6 protein-coding genes are annotated in these 8,237 nt (G+C 64.5%); 3 read left to right on the top strand and 3 right to left on the bottom strand.

The genetic code is table 11. The features are described from left to right. Positions 1–157: 157 nt before the first annotated feature. Positions 158–1,873, top strand: coding sequence for a hypothetical protein (locus WAW39_RS17520; RefSeq protein ID WP_422320479.1), 1,716 nt, complete (start codon positions 158–160; stop codon positions 1,871–1,873). A 109-nt stretch (positions 1,874–1,982) separates the two neighbouring features. Continuing rightward, positions 1,983–2,642: a hypothetical protein gene (locus WAW39_RS17515; RefSeq protein ID WP_422320478.1), complete on the top strand. Its 660-nt coding sequence runs from the start codon at positions 1,983–1,985 to the stop codon at positions 2,640–2,642. Between the two features lie 152 nt (positions 2,643–2,794). On the opposite strand, the gene WAW39_RS17510 is transcribed toward WAW39_RS17515, so the two are convergent. Further along, entirely contained in the window at positions 2,795–3,298 is a 504-nt protein-coding gene (locus WAW39_RS17510) for a hypothetical protein (RefSeq protein ID WP_422320477.1), read from the bottom strand. 276 nt (positions 3,299–3,574) lie between these two features. Between WAW39_RS17510 and WAW39_RS17505 the strand changes: the two genes are divergently transcribed. Further along, complete coding sequence (locus WAW39_RS17505; RefSeq protein ID WP_422320476.1) at positions 3,575–4,858, top strand: hypothetical protein; 1,284 nt, start codon at positions 3,575–3,577, stop codon at positions 4,856–4,858. Positions 4,859–5,488: 630 nt separating this feature from the next. Here WAW39_RS17505 and WAW39_RS17500 read toward each other — a convergent pair. Both WAW39_RS17500 and WAW39_RS17495 read right to left on the bottom strand, forming a co-directional pair. Further along, positions 5,489–7,003, bottom strand: coding sequence for a TolC family protein (locus WAW39_RS17500; RefSeq protein WP_422320475.1), 1,515 nt, complete (start codon positions 7,001–7,003; stop codon positions 5,489–5,491). Next, positions 7,000–8,237 (bottom strand): HlyD family secretion protein (locus WAW39_RS17495; RefSeq protein ID WP_422320474.1); only part of this gene is annotated, 1,238 nt, incomplete at its 5' end. The genes WAW39_RS17500 and WAW39_RS17495, both read right to left, overlap by 4 nt.

The raw sequence follows: 8,237 nt of genomic DNA, 5'->3' as shown, positions 1-8,237 counted from the left end.
CAGGAATTTTGGCAGGGTGATTTGAGGCCGGGGCTGGACCGGATGTTTTGAAGAGGTTGGAAAAGACCATTATGTGGTATTAAGTGATGTAAAAAGACAGGATGGTGAAGAAATCGCTTGAGATCTGAAATCCGGGCCCAAGGCTGATGGTTACACTATGAACGATGCTGATTTCCATCTGGTGGCGCATTCGCCGCTGGTTCATTTCGAGACGTGCACGAAGGTGCAGAACGCTACGACGAAGAAGCTGGAGACGCCGCGGGCGAATGTGCTGCAGCGACGGATGGCGGAGGCGGTGGAGGTGCTGACGGCGCTGGGGATTCCGGCGATACGCGTCATTGTGACGAAGATCCGCCAGTGCGGGGGGACGACCTTCAGCGTGGAGGTGATTTATCACCTATGCCAGCAGCGGAACACGGATGCGCTGATCCTGGCGAACATCAGCGCGAACAGCCAGGGCATCCTGGAGCGGATTCGGACCTTCAGCGAGAATGACCGATTTCCGTGGCACAATGCGCTGGTGCCGCGTGAGCGGCGGATGAAGTGGGCGAACGGGAGCACGGCGACGATCACGAGTGCGGAGTCGATGAACCCGGGGATCTCGAAGCCGCGGCAGGCGGTGCTGTTTAGCGAGAGCGCGAAGTATCCGCGCGGCGGGGTGAAGGATGACCGGAAGATCATGGCGTCGATCCTGCCATCGCTGAATGACGCGGGGCTGGCGATCGCGGAGAGCACGCCGGACGGGGCGAGCGGCTGGCACTATGAGACGTGGCAGGGGGCGCTGTCTTTGGATGATTTCCTCAAGGCGTGGCGTGCGGGGGATGCGGCACCGGGGAACGGGTGGGTGAAGGTGTTTGCAGCGTGGTTTGAGTTTGCAGAGAATGCGAAGCCGGTGACGGAGGCGATGCGGGCGAAGATCGACGCGACGATGACGCCGCGTGAGGCGAACGGGCGTCGGCGCTATGGGTGGACGCATGAGCAGATGGCGTGGCGGCGGGCGATCATGGAGTCTGAGTGCTCGGGCTCGGAGGACACGTTTGATGAGTTCTATCCGGAGGATGAGGTGAGCTGCTTTCTTTCTTCAGGCAGGCCGCGCTTTAACGTGGCGGCGCTGCGGCGGCTGGAGCTGGCGTCGCAGTTGCATGAGCCGGAGGTGGGCTCTCTGGTGGCGGTGGGGGACGGGGTGGAGTTTCAGCTGGATGCGAGCGGCTTTGGCAGCTTTCACATCTGGGAAAAGCCGCAGCCGGGGTGCAGCTACATCGTGTGGTGTGACCCGATGACGGGGGAGGACCAGGCGGCGAGCGGTGACCCGGACCGGCACTCGATCGGTGTGCTTCGCACGGAGTACCAGGAGGCGGGTGGTGCGTGCTACAAGGATGCGGTGGTGGCGCGTGTGCGGCCGCCGTTTACGGGGACGACGCTGCTGACGGCGGACTACATCGCGCTGCTGTCCGAGTACTATGGTGGGGCGCTGGTGGTGCTGGAGGTGAACATGGGGCTGCATGTGCTGGAGCGGCTGAAGGATGCGGGGGTGCCGCTGTACAAGCGGCAGGTGGTGGACCCGTATGACCGCGAAAAGCAGAACTTCATGCTGGGGTGGAAGCTGAAGGACAGGGATCAGCGCAGGGATGTGATCGACAGTCTGGCGCTGGCGTTTCACAACGAGACGCTGGATGTGTTCTGCCCGCATATCCTGGCGGAGTGCAAGAACTTCATGTGGAGCAAGAACGGGCGCGAGGAGGCGCGCAGCGGCTGCCACGATGATGACGTGATGGGCCTGGCGATGGCGTACCGCTGCAAGGGAAGCGCGACGCTGTACAAGCCGGCGACGCGAAGGAGGCGGAGGCCGGTGGATTATAAGAGGGTGCGGTGAGCGGAAGCCCGCGCCCCTGTGGCGCTGGGCGTGCGGGGACACTGTGGGTGCAACTTGACCAAAGCGCCTGACGCGGGGCATCGGGCGATGGTGTGTTTGCCACGCGCTGGTGAACGGGCGGGCTGTCGCCACACCCATTCTACTTCTGGGCAGCGATCGCTCGTGGTGGCTGGGAGATGAGGGGGCGCTGGCCGACAGGCAGGAGTGCCTGTCGTACTTCATGCAGGGAGTTTTGACTTTTTGCGTGGGCGCTGCGTCCAAGAAAGTGCTGCTGATGCCTGCTGTGGTGGCGGGTGGCTGGCGGCGGTTGTTTATGAATGCTGTGCTGCCTCCTGTTCCTGGCTCTCACTCAAGTGCCGCGAGGGCTGCGGCTGTGCCTGAGGTGATGGAGCACTTCCTGCCGGAGGAGGAGATGGAGGGGCTGCTGCGGGAGTTTGAGAAGCACTGTGAGAAGCTGGACCGGCGGCTGACGGAGGCGGATGAGCTGCGAAATTTCGGGCACTTCTTCTGGATGATGAAGCAGGCGCTGATGAGCGTGGGATCATTCAGCGAAGGCGGCGCGGATGATGAGGCGGACTTCACCTCGTGGCCGCGCATGGACCCGTCGCGGATCATGCGTGTGGCGGCGCGCGTGCCCATCACGCGGGAGATGGCGCGGGTGGTGCTGGCGGCGTGCGTGGCGCTGGGGTCTGAGCACGCGGTGGTCTTTGATGGCGCGGAGGGACGCTGCGTGGTGTTTAGCAACGGGGACTGGTGCCGGGAGGAGTAGGGGGGAAGTTGACGGTGGTTGACCGTGGCTGCGAGCCGGTGCCTCGGTGTCGGTGAAGCACCCGAGCGTGGAACTGCGCAGCGTGCATGGACTCATGGGGCCGACAAGTCCCTTGCCTGTGAGCCGCCGATGAGGGATTCGGTGCAGAGGCGCTACTTGGCTGGCGCGTTTGTGGCAGGAGCAGGCTGCGCTGTGACGGTTGCGGGAGCTGGTGGTGAAGGTGGCTGTGCACTTGCGGAAGGAGCGCTCTTTGACTGGGAGGTTGTTTCAGGGTAGTCCCAGGTGCGGGTGAAGTAGGGGAGATGGCTGATGTCGCTGCGGATGTGGACGGACTGCACGGCGTCTCCCTTGGGAGTTTTGGCGAAGCGGATGAGAACGGTCCAGGTGCCGGTGCGGTGGTTTTTATACCAGGTCTCGGTGGTGACGGGATCGCCGGCCTTGATGGATTCGATGTGGGCGCCGCTGCCGGAAAGGAGGGTGTTGGCCTCGGCCTGGGAAAGGGTGCCGGTCTCGTGGAGGCGATCCCATGCGGCGGGCGGCGAGGGATAGAGGGCCATCTTGACCGTGGCGACCATGAGGCCGATGAGGATGAGAATGAGCACCGCCATGGTTCTGGGGGAAGTCGCAGGCAGTGAGTCGGGGTCGGCTAATTTCATGAGGGCAAAGAGGGGGCGGGGGAGTATTGAACTGCGGCGCGGTTTGTCGAGGAGCGGATGGCGTGAAAAGTGAATAGGCGCGGGGCTTATCGCTGCATGGCCGGGAGTGGGGTGCCCGAAGGGCTGGATGACTGCACCGGCCTGCAGGTCAGATGGGCCTGGAAGTGGAAAGCGGGTGCAACGGGGCGAAGCAATACCTAAACATACCATGAAAAAATATCAAAGTACTTGAACTCTGAAATCCGGACCCAAGGTTGTGTCATGGCCTTTCAAAACATGCAATCTGACGACGAAGAACAAACCCAGGAAGAAGAGCAGCAGCCGCAAAACCGGACCGATGTCCGCCCGCGCAACAACAAGTACGCCCGTGGGACGGGGCGTGGCACGGGGATGGCGGCGCGGCGCACCGGCACGATCAACCGCGACGGCAGCGTCTCTCCTGTGTCCTCGACCTTTGGCACCGCGACGGGCTCTCTGAGCCAGCCGCTGCCGCAGTTCACCCCGGAGCAGCTTGATGGCATGAAGGAGGCAAACAGCGCGGGCTTTGGGAAGCGTCCAGGTCGTCTTGATGCTCGCCCGCGCAACAACATCTACATGCCCGGCACGGGGCCGGGGACCGGGCGCACGGCCATCCGTGTGGGCACGATCAACCGCGACGGCAGCACCTCGCCTGTGTCCTCGACCTTTGGCTCCGCAACGGGCTCGCTGAGCCAGCGGTCGTCCAGACTGATGACGCCGCGCCCGACGCCGGCGGATGCGTACAAGCAGCGGCAGAGCAATGTGGCGCTGGCAAAGGCGAACGGGACCTTTGATGCGGCGCGCCAGAAGTTCAACGGGGCGAACTCGGGGCAGATCATGGACGAGCAGGGCAACATTTCGAAGAACCCCAACTCGCCCAAATTTGACCAGGTGCCCGACGGCCAGGGTGGGTACAAGTTTGTCCCCGTGCCACCGAAACAGACGCCGCCGGCACCGCCGAAGCCTGTGGCTGCGACAGGCGGGCTGGATGGGACGATCAAGGCGTCTACGGAGCAGTTTGGCAGCAATCCTGCGAAGGGCATGGAAGCGCCGAAGCCGCTGGTGCCTGCGGTGATCGGACCTTCAGTTCCGGCGCTCGGGGCGGTGACGGGAAACAACCACAGCCTGACGCACACAACCGTGCCCGTCCCCCAGACGTCTTCCGTCACAACCACGGGAGCGGCTACGCCACCGAGCAGTCTGGGCATGCCAAACACGGGGACGCTGCAGGCAAACACGCAGCCGCTTGGCATCGGCTCTGGTGGGATGGGAGGGCCGCTGAAGCTGCCGGACCCTCAGGCACGCGCGAAAGGCGGGCCGGTGCAGGCAGGCAGGCCCTACCTCGTGGGAGAGGAGGGGCCGGAGATCATCGTGCCCAAGCACAGCGGCACGGTGGTGCCGAATCATGCGATCTCCCTTGCGGCGCTGATGGAGATGAAGCGCGCCGGAAAGAACATCGTGCTGCCGAAGGGTGCGGTGGGGGCGAAGTTTTTTGAGACGCGTCCGGCTCCGCAGAAGAAGGCGTGCCGGGGCAGGCGATGATCGGGTTTATGAGGATGATTAAGGGGGGGGATCTGTCAAGAATTTGCACACTGACCCCATTTTGGGGGCGGCGGTGGCGCAGGGGTTTGAACAGGAACCTGGGTGACACTGCCTGCTCCGTCTTTTGAGGGGCTTCACCGGCAGGCCGGCAAGCAGGCTGAGGTCGAAGAATGATCCATACCCCGCGAAAGCGGTGTCGCCGATGCAGGCTTGCGCCGTGCATCTCTGCCACCGCAGTCCACGACGCTGGCGCGTGGTTGCAAGGGCTGGTGCTCTCGCGAGCGCGAAGCGTCTTGGAACCGGAGCGCAGCGGAGGTAGACAGCCGCAGGCTGCCCGAAGGGTGAGCGAAGCGAGCCGAACGAAGTGAGGCAGACGACTGCAAGGAGCCCGCAGGGTGAGCGAAGCGAATCAATCAATGCGTGCGGCAAGCCTGGGCGTGGCGCCGCTTTCGCAGGCTGGACGGTGCGCTGAGGCAGGAGATCGTGATTCACCCCGCGAAAGCGGTAGCTGCGATGCAGGCTTGCGCCTTGCATCTTCGCGACCGCACTCCAAAAGACTGGGGCGCTGATTGAGGTGGCAGCTTTCAAGACAATGAAGAGCTGCTTTTCATGCCAGGCCTGAGGGCTTGCTTATTTGTCTGCGGCGATGGCGGCGCGGTAGTTGGCGTGGGCGCGGAAGTATTCGGACTGGGCTTCGACTTCGAGGACTTTGGCGTCGAAGCTGGCCTGCTCGCGGATCTGGAGGGCGAGGAGGTCAGTGGCGCCTTGCTTGAGGCGCTCGGCTTCGGCGGTGGCGAGCTGCTGGGCGAGATCGACGTTGCGGCGGGTCTGAAGGAGGACTTCGTGGGCGGCGAGGAGGGCGCTGTGGGAGTCGCGCACGTCGGCGGTGATGCGCTGGCGGGCGAAGAGCATTTCCTGATTGAGGCGCTCGATCTGGGCGTCGGCGACTTCGACGCGGCCTTTGGCTTCGCGGCGCTGAAGGGGCATCTTGAACTCGACCTTGGCCTCGATCTCAGTGCGCTCCAGCGCGGAGGGGAGTCTGCCTCCTGAGCTTTGAGCGGCCTGCACGCCGACTTCGAGGCTGGGGAGGAGATTGTTTTTGGCGAGGCGGCGCTCGATGCCGGTTTTCTCCAGGGTGAGCTCGATGCGGCGCATCTCGGGGCGGAAGATGAGGGCCTTGGCGATGTCCACGGTGAGCTGGGATTCCGCAGGGTGGCCGTGCGTGGGGAAGGCGGAGGGGAGGCGGGTGCGCGGGGCGAGGATGGGCTCTGCGCTGCGGAGATCGCGGTAGAAGAGGGAGAGCTCAATGGTGGCGGCCTGCAGGCGGCGGCGGGCCTGGACGACGGCGATCTCACGGCTGACGACGAGGCGCTGATTGTCCACCTGCACGATGGGGGCTGAGGCGCCGTTTTTCACCTGCTGGGCGATGGCGGAGTCGCGCTCTTTGGCGACGCGGAGGAGCTCTTCGGTGAGGGTGAGGCGCTGGCCTGCGGAGAGCCAGCCATAGTAGGAGATGGTAGCGGCGCGAATGAAGTCCAGATACTGCCGGAAGATGATGGGGTCGGCGAGTTCCTGATCAATCTGCGCCTGCCAGAGGGTGGCGCGGCGGCGGTCGATGGTGCCGTCCCGCAGGAGGGGGATGCGGAAGCCGAGGATGCCTTCGCCATCGGTGCTGGTGCGGTCCTTGTTGTAGTTGGGCAGGAAGCCGCTGCTGAGGCGGTAGCCGCCGTAGACGCCGCCGCCCCAGTTGGTGAGGGGCTGCTCCAGCATGGTGTAGGCGGTCTGGCCGTCGTAGTAGCCGGAGGGGGCAAAGGCGCCGCCGGCATTGAGATTGAGGTCAAAGGCGCCCATGGCCTGACGCGCGCGGCCGTTGGCGATGTCCTGCTCGATCATGGCGGCGAGGTAGGGCGGGTACTGGGTCTTGACGCTTTGCAGGACTTCCGGGAGGAGCAGTGGGCGGGATTTCTCCTTCACTTTTTCCTCAGGCGCGGCTTCGAGTCCGGCGAAGGGGAGCATGAGGGCGACCATGGCGGCGCGGCAGCGTTTGATGGCCTGCGGTGTGAGTGTGATGGTGTTTCCGGCGGGGGGCGTGAGGGCTGGCATCTTCTGGGTCGTGGTCGGGTTCAGTGTGGTAGGAAATATCACTTCTTGGTGGGGTCGAGCTTGCCGTCGGCGTTGGAGTTCACGGCGGGGAAGCCGTTGATCTGGCGCCAGAGCTCAAACCAGAGGGGCACTTCATCAAGGAGGAACCAGGCATTGGCGCGGGTGCCCTGACGCAGCCAGCGCTCGCGGTCCGGCCAGCCGACGGTGACGGGGCCTTTGCCGTCGCCACGGTCCACGACGTCATCAGCGGGGCCGATGAGGACGCGGAAGTGGCCCTGACCGTCATCGCTGGCATCCACAAAGACGACTTCGCCGCCAAAGGTGCCAATGGCGAGCTGCGGCCAGCCGATGGCCTGCACGGCGGGCCAGCCTTCAAAGGCGAGGCGCACGGGGCTGCCGGGGGTGACGACGCCGTTCACTTCCTTCCGCGCGTGGATGAGCGGCATGTCGTTGCCGTCCACCCAGATTTCCACGTTGCGGCTGTCGCTCTCGGGAATGATGACGCAGATGAGGGAGCCGGGCCGGAGGTAGGTGCCGTCTGTGACGGCGACCTGGAGGACGACGCCATCGCGCGGGGCCTCGACGATCTGGCGGAGGTTTTGATTGATCTGCACGTCGATGACGGAGAGATCGCGCTCTGCGGTGGCGACTTCGCCGAGGGCGCTGCCTTTGGAGGCGTGGATGGAGGCGATGAGGGCATCCATGTCATTGCCGGTGCGCTTGAGGGCGGCTTCGGCGGACTTGAGATCGGCGGCGGTGGCATCGCGCTGGAGGGTGGCCAGCTCCATGTTGCGCTGGGATTCGAGCTGCTTGCTGAAGAGCTCCTGCGTGCGCTTGTGATTGAGCTGCGCCGTTTCCGCCGCGATTTTCGCACCTGCGACGCGCTGTTCTGCGCCATCGATGGCCTGGGCTTTGGCGAGCTCCTGCTGGGTGATCTGCGCGGTGAGGGACTCGACGCGGCCCTGGGCAAAGTCGCGGCGGCTTTCGATGGCTTCGCGCTGGGCGCGGAGGTTGTTGATGAGATTGGGGTCGTTGTCCTGGATCTCGATGATGAGCTCGCCTTTCTTCACGCGCTGGCCTTCGGTGATGTGGAGATTGCGCACGCGGCCGGAGACCTGGGCCTCCACATTGACGCGGCGGTCCAGCGGATTGAAGGCGATGACGCGACCGGTGCCGGCGACGAACTGGCGCCACGGGAGAAACAGGAGCGCGATGGCGAGCACGGCGAAGCTGATGAGCAGCAGGCGGCTGAAGATGCGCGTGAAGCGTGCGGGGC

It is taken from the genome of Prosthecobacter sp. (assembly GCF_049294395.1).
Lineage (GTDB): Bacteria > Verrucomicrobiota > Verrucomicrobiia > Verrucomicrobiales > Verrucomicrobiaceae > Prosthecobacter.
This window is presented reverse-complemented; position numbering and strand designations above follow the sequence as displayed.

Bases quoted from the DNA above. Each gene is read 5' to 3' on its own strand.
- WAW39_RS17505 (WP_422320476.1), top strand. From the start codon at position 3,575: ATGCAATCTGACGACGAAGAACAAACCCAGGAAGAAGAGCAGCAGCCG.
- WAW39_RS17510 (WP_422320477.1), bottom strand. From the start codon at position 3,298: ATGAAATTAGCCGACCCCGACTCACTGCCTGCGACTTCCCCCAGAACC.
- WAW39_RS17520 (WP_422320479.1), top strand. From the start codon at position 158: ATGAACGATGCTGATTTCCATCTGGTGGCGCATTCGCCGCTGGTTCAT.